This window comes from Streptomyces griseoaurantiacus (genome assembly GCF_036189845.1).
GTDB classification, from domain to species: domain Bacteria; phylum Actinomycetota; class Actinomycetes; order Streptomycetales; family Streptomycetaceae; genus Streptomyces; species Streptomyces griseoaurantiacus.
Genome location: NZ_CP108326.1, coordinates 6,751,189 through 6,764,732 on the forward strand (window position 1 = coordinate 6,751,189; position 13,544 = coordinate 6,764,732).

Here is a 13,544-nt window from a genome sequence, read left to right on the forward strand (position 1 = left end):
CGAGGACCGTGCCGTCAGTGCTTGCCGCTGTGCGTGCCGTTGTTGCCGTCACCCGTGTTGATGTGGGAGTTACGGATGCCGTCGAGCACGCCACCCTGGGTGCCCACGACGTTGTGCAGGTTCGCCATCGTGCCGTCGCCGATGGCCACGAGCGCGTTCACGAACTCCCTGCAGGTCGAGATGGCGCCCTCGCGCCCTTCCCGCTCCTTGGGGATCATCTGCTTGGCGTAACTGTCGTCCTTCCCCGGCCAGTCGGACGTCGCCGACACGTCGGTGATGAATTCCTCGAGCATATTGACGGCGAACTGGCTGATCTGCATGACCTGCCGAGTCCCGTTCGCCAGGCCATCGGGACTGGCGAAGTACGCGTTTTCCGACATCGTTGCCTCAGTCCTCCGGGTCCTCGCTGATCTCGTCACGGAGCCGGCCGGCACCGCGACGTCGGTCACTCCTCGGACCCTCCAGCACACCGGGTCCGAAGATCTTGTTCCAGTCCACGTCGAAGCCGCTGATCTCGGGTGCCTCGGGGTTCGGCTTGGTGAACGGTTCGAACGTCGCCATGACCTTCCGCGCCATCCGTGCCCGCGCCTCCTGAACCGCCTCCAGAACACTCGCCGCCAGCTGACCTGCAGGCATATTACGGTACTTGCCGTCGAGAAAGGTCACGGAAGTGAGGTCACCTTGGGCGGTGACCGTCACCTCCACCGCTCGGTCGGACGAGCGCACCGTTGCCTCCGCGTGCGCGAGTTGACCCTCGGCCTCCGCCACCGCGGCCTCCGTGGCCTCCAGTTGGGCCATGGCCTTGGCCAGCCGCTTCTCGATCGACTCGCTGTCCATCGCGCACCCTCCCCGTTCGTTCTGGGTCGTTCGCTGTAGTTGGCTGTTGTCCGGCGTCTGCCGGGTCCGTGAACCACGCCGCGCGGTGACGGACGGCCACATGCCGTCCGTCACCGCGCGGGAGGTCTGCGTCAGCGGCCGAGAACCGCGGGCGCACCGCCCTCGTCGGTGCCCCAGACGTCCTCGTCCTCGGCGAGCCATGCCTCCCGGGCCCGGTCGCCGCTCTCCGTGGACCGGCCGTTCTGGCCGGCCGCGCCGGGTCCACCCACCGGATACGGGGAGCTGGACGTGGTCGGCCGGGTGTACACGATGTCCTCGTCCTCGTCGACACCCGCCGCCCTGCCGGCCATCCTGCCACGTCGGCCACCGGTGGGATCGGTGAGCACGGCGCGGGTACGTTCGCTGTTGCCGCCCTGGCCGCCGCCACCGCCTCCCATGCCACCCATCGGCATGCCACCACCCATGGGCGCGCCGCCGGCCCCGCCCATGGCCATCGGGTTCATGGGCGTGCCGCCCGGTGCGGTCTGCGCGTCCTGGGCGTCGGTGCCGAAGCCGGCGTTGAGTGAGACGCCCTGGTTCGCGCCGCCGGAGCGGAGCGAGCCACCGCCGTACGGGGTGCTGTCGTAGTCGTCGTATTCGCCGTCGAGGTCGGAGTCCAGGCCGTTCGACGTGAGCGAATCGCCGCCGAGGCCGCCGCCGTTGAGCGAGTTGGGGCCGCCGCTGAACGAGAAGGAGTCGGGGTTGCCGTTCAGGTTGCTGAAGTCCGGCGTGGAGTGTGAGGTGAGGCCGTCGAGGTTGAGACCGTCGGTGTTGAGCGAGGAGTTCGGCAGACCGGGACCGTTCAGGTCGGTGGTGGTGGTGTGGCCCTGCGGGTCGGTGGTGGTGAGTTCCCCGGTGTCCGGGTTGAGGGTCTGCTTGGAGCCGTCGGGGAAGGTGGTGGTGAGGGTTCCGTCGTCGTTGAGCTTGACGGTCGAGCCGTCGGGGTTGGTGAAGGTGTCGCCCGGGTTCAGGTGGGTCGTGGTGGTGTGCCCGTCGGAGTCGGTGAGGGTCAGGTCACCGGTGTCCGGATCGAACTTCGAGTGCGAACCGTCGGGGAAGTCCGTGTTCAGGCTGCCGTCCGCGCTGAGGTGTGCCGTGCCGCCGTCCGGCGTGGTGAACGACCCCGCGTTCGGCACCAGGTCGGTGGTGGTGGTGTGGCCCTGCGGGTCGGTGGTGGTGAGTTCCCCGGTGTCCGGGTTGAGGGTCTGCTTGGAGCCGTCGGGGAAGGTGGTGGTGAGGGTTCCGTCGTCGTTGAGCTTGGTGGTGGAGCCGTCCGGGTTGGTGAAGGTGTCGCCCGGGTTCAGGTGCGTGGTCGTGGTGTTCCCGTCGGAGTCGGTGACGGTCAGGTCACCGGTGTCCGGGTTGAACGTGGAGTGGGAACCGTCGGGGAAGTCGGAGCTCAGGCTGCCGTCCGCGTTGAGCTGCGAAGTGCCGCCGCCGGGCGTGGTGAAGGCGCCGTCGGTCGGGTCGAGGATCCCGCTGTCGGCGAGGCTGCCGTCCGGATTGAGCGTGGTGACCTGCCCGGTGGCCGGGTCGAGGGTCTGCTTGGACCCGTCCGGGAAGGTGGTGGTGAGGGTGCCGTCGTCGTTGAGCTTGGTGGTGGAGCCGTCCGGGTTGGTGAAGGTGTCACCCGGATTGAGATGTGTCGTGGTCTTGTTGCCGTCGGCGTCGATGGTGGTGAGGTCACCGGTGTCCGGGTCGAACGTGGTGTGGGAGCCGTCGGGGAAGTCGGTGCCCAGGGTGCCGTCGTCGTTGAGCTGAGTGGTGGCTCCGTTGACGGACTTCAGCTTCGTCTTGTCGTCCGTGCCGTCGCCGCCGTCGAACAGGCTCCTGTTGAGGAGCATGGCCGGGTTGAGCGGGTTGTTCGGGTCGTCGTTCAGTAGTTTGTTCAGGTCGGAATTGCCGCCGAGCGCTTCGTTGAGGTTGTCGTTACCCGAACTGAACGCATCGTTGAGATCGTCGCTGAACGTCTTGAAATTGTCGCCGATTCCGTCGTTGAGACCCTTGAGGTTGTCGTTCAGGCCCTTGTTGAGGTCGTTGAAGCTGTCCCCGAAGCTGTTGAAATTGTCGCCGAGGTTGTCGAAGCTGTCGTTGAGGCCGTCGTTGAGGTCCTTGAAATTGTCGCCGATGTTGTTGAGGTTGTCGTTCAGGTCGTCGTTGAGGTCGTTGAAGTTGTCCCCGAGCTTGTTGAAGTTGTCCCCGAGATCGTTGACTCCGTCACCGAGGTCGTCGAGGTACTTGTTGAGCTTGTCGTTGTTCTCGTTGGCCTCGTCCTTGGCGATCTGGTTCTCTTGCTTCGTGTAGACTTCCTGCAGCGTTTCCGTGTTCTTGTTCTTGATTTCTTTCTTGACGACGTCGAGCGCCTCGGCCCAGGCGTTCTTCATGCGGCTGAGTGCCGTCATGGACGCGGCCACCACCGTCGCGTCCGCGTGCTTCTCCCAGTCCGCGACGGCGGCGTCGGCTATCTTCTGCCAGGTCGTCTTCTGGGTGAGGTCGCCGTACGCCGAGACCTGTTTGAACCCATCCTCCGTGGAGTAGGACGTGCTCGTGGAGGTGCCACCGCCGTAGTTGCCGTAGGTGGTCGTGTGCGACTTCACGTGGTTGATGTTGTTCTGGATGACGAACTTACTGACCTCGTCGAGCTTTTTCACGAGGTGGTAGTGGGGGTCGTGCTTGCCGTCCTTCGCCCACGACTCCCACCCCTTCTGCACATCGAGGACCGCCTGCCGCGCGGCTATCATCGCGCCGAGCAGTGCGTTGCTCACATTGGTCTTCGGGTGATAATCGTTGAAGCCGAAATTCGGTGAGAAGTTGCGGCCGCCCAGTTGGGTGACGTATCCGTCGTAGTTGGTCTTGAGCTCCTTCAGCAGGTGCCAGAAGAGGCTGGCTGCCTTTCCTTTCCAGGCGGATTGGTCCTCGCCGAGCGACTTCATCCACGAATCGATGGTGTCCGCGTGGGCGATGAAGAAGTTCATCACCCGGTCGAAGGACTGCCCGACGGTGATGAAGGAGTTCAGGTCGACGGCGTTCGCGTCGGAGACGCTGGCCCCGGCGTATTCGAAATCCTCGGTGGTGAGGCTGTCGATCATTCTGTCGAGGGCGAGTTTGCTGCCGGAGATGTACTGCGCCATCGGCCCGGAATCCCACTGGGTGTGCGAGTACGATCCCTCGAACTTGCCGCCGCCGCTGATCTGCTTGTCGCCCCAGAGTGTGGCACGGCCGTTCTCGTCCACACCGACACCGATCATGATGATCCGCGCCTTCTTGAAGCTCACGCTGCTGTGCGCCCCGTCGCCGCCGGCGTCGTAGAAGGCGAGAACGTAGTCGTCACCGCCCGTGTGCCGCTGCTGGTAGAGCGCCGAATAGTCGGCTTCGGTCACCGACCGCATGCCTTCGCCCGAGATCTCCATGCGGAACAGCTTGAGGTCGGAGAAGTCGTCGCTGCTGGAGCTGCTCAGGCTGTTGAACAGGGAGGACCTGGACGGGACGGGGTAGCCGGTGAGGCTGATGACCGCCTGGGCGAAGTAGTCGCCTTCGTCGTATGTCGGGACACCGGACGTGCTGTCGGCCATGGGACGGAGCTCCGCTGCTGAGAGAGGTGGGGGAAGGGAGGGCGGTGAGCGGGCGGCGGGGGTGTGTGCGCCCGCGTCAGTCGTCGTTCTTGTTTCCGGTACCGCTCATGTCGTCCTCGACGGATCCGAAGATGTCCAGCAGCTTCTCGCCGTCGATCGAGGTGAGGCTGTCACCCTGGGTCTTGAGCAGAGTGGTGAGCGTCGTCTCGAGGGCCTCGTCGATGTCGTCGAAGAGGGTCCCCTGGGAGACGAAGAGGTCGTCCAGGCCGGTCGCCTTCTTACCGAGCGCCGACAGCAGCGCGCCGCCACCGAGCGGATCCGAGCTGTCGCCTCCGCCCATGATGCCGATCCGCAGGATGGACTTGTGCTTGATGGAGTCGTCGCCGTTGTTGGTGATCAGGTTCTTCAGTGACTTGACGCCCGCCGCGTCCTCGCGGACGTCCTTGAGGTCCTTCTTGAACGTCGCGACATCCTGGTTCTTGAAGGTCTTCAGCGCGTTCGAGTCCAGATGGGTCAGGTCTGTCATGAGTGTCTCCGCTGGCGGTGTGCGCCGGCCGAGGGGAGCGGCGACGGCGACGGAAGGGGGAATGCGCACACCGCGCCGGCGGCGCGAGGGCCGTTCCGGCGCGGTGCGGTGGCGAGCCGGATCAGCGGCCGATGGTGACCTCGGACCACATCTGGCTGAGCGACTTCTCACTGTGTGAGTAGGAGTCGTGAATGTCCTGCAGAAGCTTGCCGTTCGAGTTGAGGAGCATCTTCATCTGCTCCACCGCTCCGTGCCAGGCCTTCTGTTTCCGGTGGTACTCGTCGGCGTCGGTGCCGTACCAGGTCTTGGAGAGCTCGTTGAGTTCCGCCTCAAGGTTGGACAGCGTCTCCGAGATGGCCTTGGTCTGCATGACCATGTCGTCGGCCGCGTTCGCCATGTGGTTGTAGCTGACGTAGATGTAACCGTCGCTCAGATTGTCTGCCACGGTCTGCCTCTTTCACGAGGGTGTGCGGGGGTGTGGATGTGGATGTCGCCACGAGTGCGACCGGTGTGGGGCGCCGGTGCCCGTGGCACGACCGTGACCGGAGGTGCCGGGGAAGGGGCCTGGCGTCCCGCGTTCAGCCCGCCAGCTGGTCGAAGGCCGACTGGGAGGCGCTGTACGCCTGGTTGATCTGGTCGTTCGAGGAGCCCTGGGTCTTGTTGTGCTGCACCAGGCTCTGGTTCAGTCGGTCGACCATGGTCTCGAGGTTCCGGAGGATGACGCTGCACTGCTCGTCCCACTGCCTGAGCAGCTGGCCGTACTGGCCACCGTCACTTCCCTGGTAACCGGCGCCCAGGGTGGCACGAGTCCCGTCGACGTCCTGGCGGATCTTCATGATGCCGCTGAAAGCGCTCTCGAGGGCCTGAATGCCGTTCCGGGTTGAATGTTCGCTTGACTGCTGGCCGTCTCCCGCCATCGTCCCACCTTTCGTGTGTCGGGTTAGTGTTCGGGGCACCGCGAGCCTAGAGTGCGAAAAGTTGCGCTGCCAACCGCCTGAGGAAAATCTGAGGTTACTGACGCCGGATCGTCAAGTTCTGTTGCTCAGCGGTTACTTGGACGCAACCCTCACGTCCCGGGGCGTACCGGCGTGGGCACGCAGGGTGCCCCGGGAAGCGGTCGTCAAGCGGGCGCGGAGAGTGCCGCAAACGGTCACGAACCACTGCCCGCGGTGCCCGATCCCGCGGTCGTGCCGGTGGCCGTTTCCACGCCGTTGCCCGTGCCCGTGCCCGTCCCCGTGCCCTTCGACGAGTCCTTCTCCGTGCCCTTCGACGGCGCCTTGGCCTCCCCGGCCACCGCGGTGCCCGCCTTCGCGGGGCCGCTCTCGCACTGAGCCGCTCTCCCGCGCGCCGTGGAACCGGCCGCCACCGGTGTGACCGACTCCGAGGCCGCGGCCGCCGGGTCCAGTTCGGGCCCGGTGGGGAGCATGGACAGCAGGGTGGAGGGCACCCGTACGGCGGACCCCTCGTCGTAGCCGAGCGCGGTGAGTGCGTCGGAGTTCGGTATGCGGTACTTCACCCCGTCGTCGCTCACCAGGAACGTGGTGTCACCGACCGGCGCCCCGGCTGCCCCCAGCGCCCGCACCAGCGTGCCGTGCCCCGGACGCATCACCACGCCGTTCACCGGCACGCACGCCGCCGTCAGCGCCGTCGGGTCGGGCTGGGTCACCGGGGACAGCGCCGACTCCGCCACCCGCACCGACCGCACCCGCACCCGGCCGTCGACCGAGTCGACCTGCGCGCACACCGCCTGCCCCGTCTCCGTCCGCGCCGCACGCGGCGGACTGTCCGGCAGTCCCGCCACCGAGGGGTCCTTCGCCGTGGTGCCCGGCGCCTGATGGGCCCGCAGGTCGGAGACGCCGATCGTCACGACCTTCGGGGGCTGCCCGGCGTACGCCTTCTTGCGGGTGCCGGGGTCACCGACCAGCAGGGCCGACTGCGTGGCCGTCACCGGGTGCAGCCCGTCCTTCTGCAGCACGTACTCCTGGCTGCCGGAGCCCGCCACCACCCGGAACACCTGCCCCACCCGGGTGCCGCGGCCGCCCAGCTCCGGGCCCTGCGCGCCCTGTTCCCGGACGGGGAGCGTGGCCAGCTTCGGGCCGCTCACCAGTGCGTTGAGGAACGCGGCCGACACCGGCCTGGGCTTCACCGCCCCGTAGCCGAGGGACTCCGCGGCGCCCGAGGCGTCGTCCAGCTCCAGCCGGCTGCCCTGCCACACGAGGTACATCCGCCTGTCGGGACCCCGGACCACCAAGGCGGAGTGCTCACCGACCGGCTCGTTCTCCAGCGGGGCACCCGGCACCAGCGCGGTGGTCGTCCCGGTACCCGCCGAGCACACCTCCCACGCCGAGTCCTCCAGGTTCCCGCCGCCCGGCACGGTGTCCGGGGCACCCGTGATGCCGACCGGCCTGCCGACCGGGGTGCCCTCCAGGGACGCCGACCCCACCGTGGTGGTCTTCAGGTCGGAGCCGCCGATGAGCATCGCCGAGGCGTAGTTGCGCACCGGGCGCAGCCGGCCCCCGACGTACAGGTAGCGGGCGCCGGTGTCCTTGTTGACGATGAGGGTGTCGCCGCCGCGCCAGCTGTCGTTGCCGCCCGGCTTGAGCAGCCCGAACACCACCGCACCGCCGCACACCAGCGCCCCGACCACCACCCCGATCAGCGCCCCGCGGGTGGTGCGCCCGAGCGGGCTCTCCGGGGCGTCCGGGTCGGCCAGCAGCATGCCCGCGGTCAGCCGCCCCATCATGAACGTGTGCGCCTGCACCTGATCGCGCTTGGACCGCACGGTTGCCTCCTGGCTCGTTCTGGTTCGTACTCGCTTGAGGGGAGGGCCGGCCCCGGGAGGGCGCCGGCCCGGCCGCCGGGGTCAGCCCGTCATGCCGCGCAGATGACCGAACACGCCGAGCAGCCACAGCGTCAGCGGCAGCAGCGCGATCGCCAGCAGCGAGTGCAGCAGTTCCGCCGCCCGCCCCCAGTACGGCACCAGCCGTCGGCCGGGCACCGTCCACAGCGCCACCGTGAGGGCCGTCGCCACCGCCAGCATTCCGGCCACCAGCAGCGCGCGGTCGGTCCCGGACAGCTCCAGGCCCCAGCCGAAGGACAGCAGCAGCAGACCCCACGCGCCGGGCAGCACCAGCACCAGACGCTGGGCGGTGTTCACCAGACCGCGGCCGTGCAGGAGCAGCAGCAGCGACAGCGACAGCGCGCACAGCAGCGCCGGCAGGTTCGGGTGGTAGCCGAGACCCACCAGGCAGCTCGACGCCAGCACGCCCGTCGCCCCGTAGAGCGCCGTCATCCACTCGCTCGCCAGCTCCGTGCGGACCGTCACGTCCTCGCCCCGGTAGGGCTCGATGCCCTCCTGGAGCTGGCTCGCGTTGGTGGGCAGGGCCGGCATCCGCATTCCCGCGAACCGGAACGACAGCGCCGGCACGAGGCCGCCCATGAGCACCGTGAGCGCCGCCACCACCCCGGCCGCGGCCGCCGGACGCACATCGAACACCGTCATCAGCGTGCCGCCGACCGCCGTGGCCAGCGCCACCACCGCCGAGGCCAGGAACAGCGGCGTGCGCACCGCGGCCGCCGCCAGCGCCAGCACCGCACCGCCCGCCCAGGCCGCCGCCGCCCCGAGCAGCCGCGCCCCCAGCACCTGGTGGGCCTGCGGCCCGCTCAGTTCACCGCCCGGCACCAGCCAGCCCGCCAGCGCCAGCGCCGGGGAGGCCAGCAGGCCCAGCACCGCGCCGGTCGCCGCGTCGTCCACCGCACGGCTCGCCGAGGCCGAACCGGCCAGCAGGAGCAGGCCGGTGGCGCAGGCGGCGCCCGCGCGCAGCGTCACCGACAGTCCCCCCGGCCAGGCCAGCAGGGTCAGCCCGGCCAGCACCGCCAGCGCCACCAGGCCGCGCAGCAGCCGCCGCGCGGCCTCCTCGCTCCAGCCGTGCAGCCGGTCCCGGGTGACCGCCGCGATCCCGTCCACCAGGTCGTCCAGCCGCACCTCCGGCAACGCCTCGGTGCGCGGCCGCAGATGCAGCGCCTCGCCGTCGGTCAGGTCGAGCGAGGCCAGCGTCGCCTCCTCGTCCAGCGGTCGGCCGCCGAGGCGCTGGAGTATCCAGCCGTCGTGCTCGAGGCCGTTCTCCTCGATGTCCTCGCCCGCGTAGCGCAGCACCGTGGGCAGCAGGTCGGCGACCGGCACGTCGGAGGGGACGGCGAGGTCGATGGTGCGGCTGGGGGCGCGCACGGTCAGGTGGCACAGTCCGGCCACGGAGGTGTCGGTCATACCGGGACTCACGTCTCCTGAACGTCGAAAGGGGGAGGGAGTGGCGAGAGGGGGGAGGGGTGACATGGACGTACGGAGTTGACGGGTGCAGACTACTGACACTTCCGGTGACTGTGGTCAACGGGAGCCAGGGCACAATGGTGTTCACATCTCGTCACCCCCGCGGGTGCGTCCGAGTACACCGCCGTATCGTACGGTCCGGCCTACCGGCCTTCTTCGCCCGGCCCACGATGGCGGCGTGCCGTCCCCGGGCGCGCCCGGCTGCCTCCACGTGCCGCCGACGTGCGCGACAAACCGTAAGGAGCTCCAGCGTTGAGCGTGGTCCTGTTCCGTCGTCCGGCCCGCCGTCGCGGCCCCCACATGCCCAGCGGCGAGCTGACCCTGCAGGAACCGCCGACCCTGCAGGAGACCGTCCCGGACACCTCCGCGATATGGACCTACATGCCGATGGCCATGATGTCGGTGTCCATGATGCTGATGTTCCTGCGCAGCGGTGGCGGCAACGGCGTCTTCATGTACATCGCGCTCGGCATGATGGTGCTGGCCGCCGTCGCGATGATGGTCGGTCAGGTCATGCGCAAGGCCGGCGACCGCAAGCAGCGGCTGCGCGGCGAGCGCCGGGACTACCTGCGCTACCTCGCGCAGAGCCGGCGCACCGTGCAGCGCGCGGTGGTCGAGCAGCAACTCGCCCTCGCCTGGCGCCACCCCGACCCGGCGGTGCTCCGTACCATGGTGCGCACCACCCGGCTGTGGGAACGCCGCCCCAAGGACGAGGACTTCGGCGAGGTGCGGATAGCCGTCGGCGACCAGCAGTTCGCCATGCGGCTCACCCCGATCTCCACCAAGCCGGTCGAGGACCTCGAACCGCTCAGCGCACACGCCCTGCGCCGCTTCATCCGCGCCTACAGCACCGTCCCCCACCAGCCCATCGCCCTCTACCTGCGGTCCTGGTCACGGGTGCTGATGCGCGGCGACCGGGAGGCCGCACGTGCGATGATCCGCGCCGCGCTGTGCCAACTGGCACTGTTCCACCCGCCGGAGGAGATGTGGATCGCCGTCTGCGCCGAGGACGAGGTGCGCGGCGAGTGGGAATGGCTGAAATGGCTGCCCCACAGCCAGCACCCGCACGAGACCGACGGCGCCGGCGCCCTGCGCATGATCGCCACCGCCTTCACCGACCTGGAGGACCAGCTCGGCAGCGAGTTCGCCGAGCGGCCCGCCTACGACCCGGACGCCGCGCCCGGCCGTGACGAGCCGTTCGTCGTGGTCGTGGTGGACGGCGCCGCCGTCCCCGGCGGGCACCGCTTCGACGGCCCCGGCTACCGCAACGCCGTCGTCATCGACCTGTCCGAGACCCTCACCTGGCGTCCCGGCCGCACCACTCTCCGCCTCGACGTCGCCCGCGACACCGTCTCCCTGGTCCGCACCGACCGCAGCCGCCGGGAACAGACCACCACCCTCGGCCGCCCCGACCGGGTCGGCCCCCGCGCCGCCGAGTCGCTCGCCCGGCTCATCTCCCCCTACCGGATGAGCCTGACCACCGACTCCGTCGAGCCGCTCCTGGCCGACATGGAACTCACCACCCTGCTCGGCGTCGCCGACCTCCACCGGCTCGACCCGGACACCCTGTTCCGCAAGCACACCGGCTCCGCCCGGCTGCGGGTGCCGATCGCGGTCGGCGCCGACGGGCGACCGGTCGAGCTCGACATCAAGGAGTCCGCGCAGGGCGGCACGGGCCCGCACGGCATGCTGATCGGCGCCACCGGCTCCGGCAAGTCCGAGCTGCTGCGCACCCTGGTCCTCGGTCTCGCCCTCACCAACTCCTCCGAGACCCTCAACTTCATCCTCGTCGACTTCAAGGGTGGCGCCACCTTCCTCGGCCTGGACGAACTCCCGCACACCAGCGCCGTCATCACCAACCTCGCCGACGAGGCCGCCCTGGTCGAACGTATGCAGGACGCCCTGCACGGTGAACTGATCCGCCGCCAGGAACTGCTCCGCGCGGCCGGCAACTACACCTCCGCCCTGGACTACGAGCGGGCCCGCGCCTCCGGCACCCCCCTCGACCCGCTGCCCAGCCTCTTCGTCGTCGTCGACGAGTTCAGCGAGCTCCTCGCCGCGCACCGGGAGTTCATGGAACTCTTCGTGATGATCGGCCGTCTCGGACGGTCTCTCGGCGTGCATCTGCTGCTCGCCTCGCAGCGCCTGGACGAGGGCCGCATGCATCAGCTCGAGTCCCACCTGTCCTACCGGATCGGCCTGCGCACCTTCTCCGCGATGGAGTCCCGCGGCGTCCTCGGCGTGCCCGACGCCTACGAGCTGCCCTCCCAGCCCGGCAGCGGCTACCTCAAGAGCGGTGTCGAGGCACTCACCCGGTTCCGCGCCGCCTACGTCTCCGGCCCCTACCGCAGGCGCGGCGGCGCCGTCGCCCAGGCCCGGGTCGCCACCCAGGTGGTGCCCTGGTCCGCCGGGTACGTCGTGCCCCGCGCCCCCGCCCCGGCCGCGATCGAACCGGAGCCGGAGGCCGAGGAGGAGAGCCGCAGCCTGATGGAGGTGGCCCTGGACCGGCTGCGCGCTTCCGGGCCGCCCGCCCACCGGGTGTGGCTGCCGCCGCTGGGCGACCCCTCCCCGCTCGACGAACTCCTCGGCGGCCTCACCGTCGACCCGGTGCGCGGCCTGACCGCGCCCGGCTGGGCGGGCACCGGAAAGCTGCGGGTGCCGGTCGGCCTGGTGGACAAGCCCTTCGAGCAGCGGCGCGACCCGCTCCTCGTGGACCTCGCGACGGCCGGCGGCCACGTCGCCGTCGCCGGCGGTTCGCAGAGCGGCAAGTCGACCGTGCTGCGCAGCCTCATCATGGCCCTGGCGCTCACCCACACCCCGCGTGAAGTCCAGTTCTACTGCCTCGACTTCGGTGGCGGTACGCTCTCGCAGCTCACCAAGCTGCCGCACGTGGCCGGCGTCGCCGCCCGCCTCGACAGCGAGCGGATCAGCCGTACCGTCGCCGAGGTCACCGCCGTCCTCACCCAGCGCGAGCAGTTCTTCCTCGACCACGGCATCGACTCGATGGCCACCTACCGGCGCCGCCGCGCCGCCGGGGAGTTCGCCGAGGAACCGCACGGCGACATCTTCCTGGTGGTCGACGGCTGGTCCGAGGTCCGGCAGAACTTCGACCAGTTCCTGCCCACCTTCAACCAGATCGCCACCGGCGGACTCAACTACGGCATCCACCTCATCGTCGCCACCGCCCGGTGGCTGGAGCTCACCGCCCCGGTCCGCGACCAGGCCGCCACCCGGCTCGAACTGCGGCTCGGCGACAACATGGACTCCGTGGTCGACATCCGCAAGGCCAACGCGGTGCCCCGCATCCCCGGCCGTGGTCTGACCGTCGACTCCAAGCTGCACTTCCTGTCCGCGCTGCCCCGCGGCGACGGCTCCAACGACCCCGAGACGCTCAGCGAGGGCGTCGCCGAGCTCGTCGAGCGGATCGCGGACGCCTGGCAGGGCCCGCGCGCCCCGCAGGTGCGGATGCTGCCGCATCTGCTGCCCGCCGCCGAACTGCCCGCGCCGGACCTCGGCGACGGTCTCAGGGTGCCGCTCGGCCAGGACGAGGAGACCCTCGGCACGGTCTGGCACGACTTCTCCCGCACCCCGCACATGGTGGCCATCGGTGACACCGAGAGCGGCAAGACCAACCTGCTGCGGGTGGTCGCCGACGCGATCGTCGCCCGCTACCAGCCCGACGAGGCCCGCGTCCTCGTCGTGGACTACCGGCGCGACCTGGTCGACGCCGTGCCCGAGGAGTACCGGCTCGGCCACGCCGTCGCCATGGACGCGCTCAAGCAGCTCGTCGGCGGCTCGGCCAAGGCGCTCCGCACCCGGCTCCCCGGCCCCGAGATCACCCCGGCCCGGATGCGGCTCGCCGACTGGTGGACCGGACCCCGGCTGTTCGTGCTCGTCGACGACTACGACATGGTCGGCGGCGGCACCATCGTGGACCACCCGTTCGCCCCGCTCTTCGAGCACCTCGCCCTCGGGCACGAGCTGGGCCTGCACATGGTCGTGGTCCGCTCCGCGATGGGCGCCGGCCGCGGCCTGAACGACCAGTTGCTGCGGCGGCTCGACGAGGTCAACACGCCGGGCCTCATGCTGTCCTGCCCGCCTTCCGAGGGCTACATGTTCGGCAACGTCAAGCCCAGGGTCCTCCCGCCGGGGAGGGCGCTGCGGATCGTGCGGCGCAAGCCGACGCTCATCCAGACGGCCCTGGCCGCCGGAACGGCGGAGTAGCCCGCACGGCGCCGCCCGG

At 69.6% G+C, this 13,544-nt stretch carries 9 protein-coding genes; 1 reads left to right on the forward strand and 8 read right to left on the reverse strand.

The features are described from left to right. Positions 1–14: 14 nt before the first annotated feature. The 8 genes from OHB09_RS29710 to eccD all read right to left on the reverse strand — a co-directional run bounded on the left by OHB09_RS29710 (position 15) and on the right by eccD (position 9,241). Positions 15–380, reverse strand: coding sequence for a hypothetical protein (locus OHB09_RS29710; protein WP_040894216.1), 366 nt, complete (start codon positions 378–380; stop codon positions 15–17). A 7-nt stretch (positions 381–387) separates the two neighbouring features. After that, positions 388–837, reverse strand: a complete 450-nt coding sequence (locus OHB09_RS29715; RefSeq protein WP_006138581.1) for a YbaB/EbfC family nucleoid-associated protein — start codon at positions 835–837, stop codon at positions 388–390. 131 nt (positions 838–968) lie between these two features. Further along, a complete protein-coding gene (locus OHB09_RS29720) occupies positions 969–4,448 on the reverse strand; it encodes an AAWKG family protein (RefSeq protein WP_328922826.1) in 3,480 nt (1,159 codons plus the stop codon). 76 nt (positions 4,449–4,524) lie between these two features. Then, positions 4,525–4,974, reverse strand: coding sequence for a type VII secretion system-associated protein (locus OHB09_RS29725; protein ID WP_006138584.1), 450 nt, complete (start codon positions 4,972–4,974; stop codon positions 4,525–4,527). Between the two features lie 121 nt (positions 4,975–5,095). Continuing rightward, positions 5,096–5,419 carry a WXG100 family type VII secretion target gene (locus OHB09_RS29730; protein WP_006138585.1) on the reverse strand — a complete coding sequence of 108 codons (324 nt, stop codon included), beginning with the start codon at positions 5,417–5,419 and terminating at the stop codon, positions 5,096–5,098. Positions 5,420–5,552: 133 nt separating this feature from the next. Then, positions 5,553–5,891, reverse strand: a complete 339-nt coding sequence (locus tag OHB09_RS29735) for a hypothetical protein (RefSeq protein ID WP_040894218.1) — start codon at positions 5,889–5,891, stop codon at positions 5,553–5,555. 233 nt (positions 5,892–6,124) lie between these two features. Beyond that, on the reverse strand, positions 6,125–7,756 hold the full coding sequence (gene eccB, locus OHB09_RS29740) for a type VII secretion protein EccB (protein WP_191892269.1): 1,632 nt from the start codon (positions 7,754–7,756) through the stop codon (positions 6,125–6,127). A gap of 81 nt (positions 7,757–7,837) precedes the next feature. Further along, on the reverse strand, positions 7,838–9,241 hold the full coding sequence (gene eccD / locus OHB09_RS29745) for a type VII secretion integral membrane protein EccD (RefSeq protein ID WP_006138588.1): 1,404 nt from the start codon (positions 9,239–9,241) through the stop codon (positions 7,838–7,840). Positions 9,242–9,601: 360 nt separating this feature from the next. On the opposite strand from eccD, the gene eccCa reads away from it, so the two are divergent. Next, positions 9,602–13,525, forward strand: a complete 3,924-nt coding sequence (gene eccCa / locus OHB09_RS29750) for a type VII secretion protein EccCa (protein WP_191853802.1) — start codon at positions 9,602–9,604, stop codon at positions 13,523–13,525. Positions 13,526–13,544: the final 19 nt, after the last annotated feature.

What these genes read in the sequence shown, in the direction of transcription:
- OHB09_RS29720 (WP_328922826.1), bottom strand. Translation starts at nt 4,448, where the DNA reads ATGGCCGACAGCACGTCCGGTGTCCCGACATACGACGAAGGCGACTAC.
- OHB09_RS29710 (WP_040894216.1), bottom strand. Translation starts at nt 380, where the DNA reads ATGTCGGAAAACGCGTACTTCGCCAGTCCCGATGGCCTGGCGAACGGG.
- OHB09_RS29715 (WP_006138581.1), bottom strand. Translation starts at nt 837, where the DNA reads ATGGACAGCGAGTCGATCGAGAAGCGGCTGGCCAAGGCCATGGCCCAA.
- eccD (WP_006138588.1), bottom strand. Translation starts at nt 9,241, where the DNA reads ATGACCGACACCTCCGTGGCCGGACTGTGCCACCTGACCGTGCGCGCC.
- OHB09_RS29725 (WP_006138584.1), bottom strand. Translation starts at nt 4,974, where the DNA reads ATGACAGACCTGACCCATCTGGACTCGAACGCGCTGAAGACCTTCAAG.
- OHB09_RS29735 (WP_040894218.1), bottom strand. Translation starts at nt 5,891, where the DNA reads ATGGCGGGAGACGGCCAGCAGTCAAGCGAACATTCAACCCGGAACGGC.
- eccCa (WP_191853802.1), top strand. Translation starts at nt 9,602, where the DNA reads ATGCCCAGCGGCGAGCTGACCCTGCAGGAACCGCCGACCCTGCAGGAG.